Annotated in this window: 1 protein-coding gene and 1 pseudogene; both read right to left on the bottom strand. The window is 47.0% G+C overall.

Annotated features, from left to right (window positions below):
* Positions 1–218 (bottom strand): annotated as a pseudogene (envZ, locus tag R7P67_RS26575) (two-component system sensor histidine kinase EnvZ); the annotation flags it as partial.
* Between the two features lie 105 nt (positions 219–323).
* Positions 324–1031 (bottom strand): two-component system response regulator OmpR (gene ompR / locus R7P67_RS26570; protein WP_318086550.1); only part of this gene is annotated, 708 nt, incomplete at its 5' end.

Genomic DNA, 1031 nt, shown 5'->3' with positions numbered 1-1031 from the left:
AACCTTTCTAATAACTGGCGACGCAATGGTGCATCCGATTTTAGCGGGCCATCTTCATCGAGAACCAGATTCAACTCATGAGCAAGAATTTTGTTGAACTGTTGCAGGCTTGGCATCAACGCGTAGTTAAAAACGGCGTAATAAGAAAAGACTTGGCTAGCGAGAAGCAAGGAGATGAACAGTAGAATAGATTGTGTCAGTGAACTTCGGATTCGCATGGAAATTTCCTGATGATCCTAATTGCGAAAACCTCGGCCACCAAATAAGAAGGAAATTTGATGGCCGAAGTTTTAAAAACCGATTGCCGGTTAAGCGAGTAAGAATTACGACTCTTTGCCGTCTGGGACAAATACGTAACCTAAACCCCATACGGTCTGGATGTAGCGAGGTTTGCTCGGATCGTCTTCCAGCATGCGGCGTAGACGAGAAATTTGTACGTCGATAGAACGCTCCATCGCCGAGTATTCACGACCACGCGCCATGTTCATCAGCTTATCACGCGACATTGGCTCACGCGCGTTGGTTACCAGTGATTTCAACACCGCAAATTCACCCGATGTTAATGGCATCGCCTCATCACCACGGAACATTTCACGCGTGCCGAGATTCAAACGAAACTCGCCAAACTCGACCACTTTTTCTTCCGTACTTGGCGCGCCCGGTAGCTCAACCGTTTGGCGACGTAAAACCGCTTTAATACGAGCGAGTAGTTCACGCGGGTTGAACGGTTTAGGTAGGTAATCGTCCGCACCAACTTCCAAACCAACAATACGGTCAACCTCGTCACCTTTTGCTGTCAGCATCAGAATTGGCAACATGTTATTGGCGTGGCGTAAACGGCGACAAATCGACAAGCCATCTTCGCCTGGCAACATCAAATCCAATACCATTAGGTGAAAGTTTTCGCGTGTTAGTAAGCGATCCATTTGTTCGCCGTTTGCTACACTACGGACTTGAAAACCTTGCTCAGAAAGGTAACGCTCCAATAGAGCACGTAAACGAGCATCGTCATCAACCACTAAAATTTTATG

The sequence above is a fragment of the Vibrio sp. Vb0937 genome, from assembly GCF_033338855.1.
The sequence above is the reverse complement of the archived record's forward strand: the minus strand, read 5'-3'. Positions and strand labels throughout refer to the sequence as shown.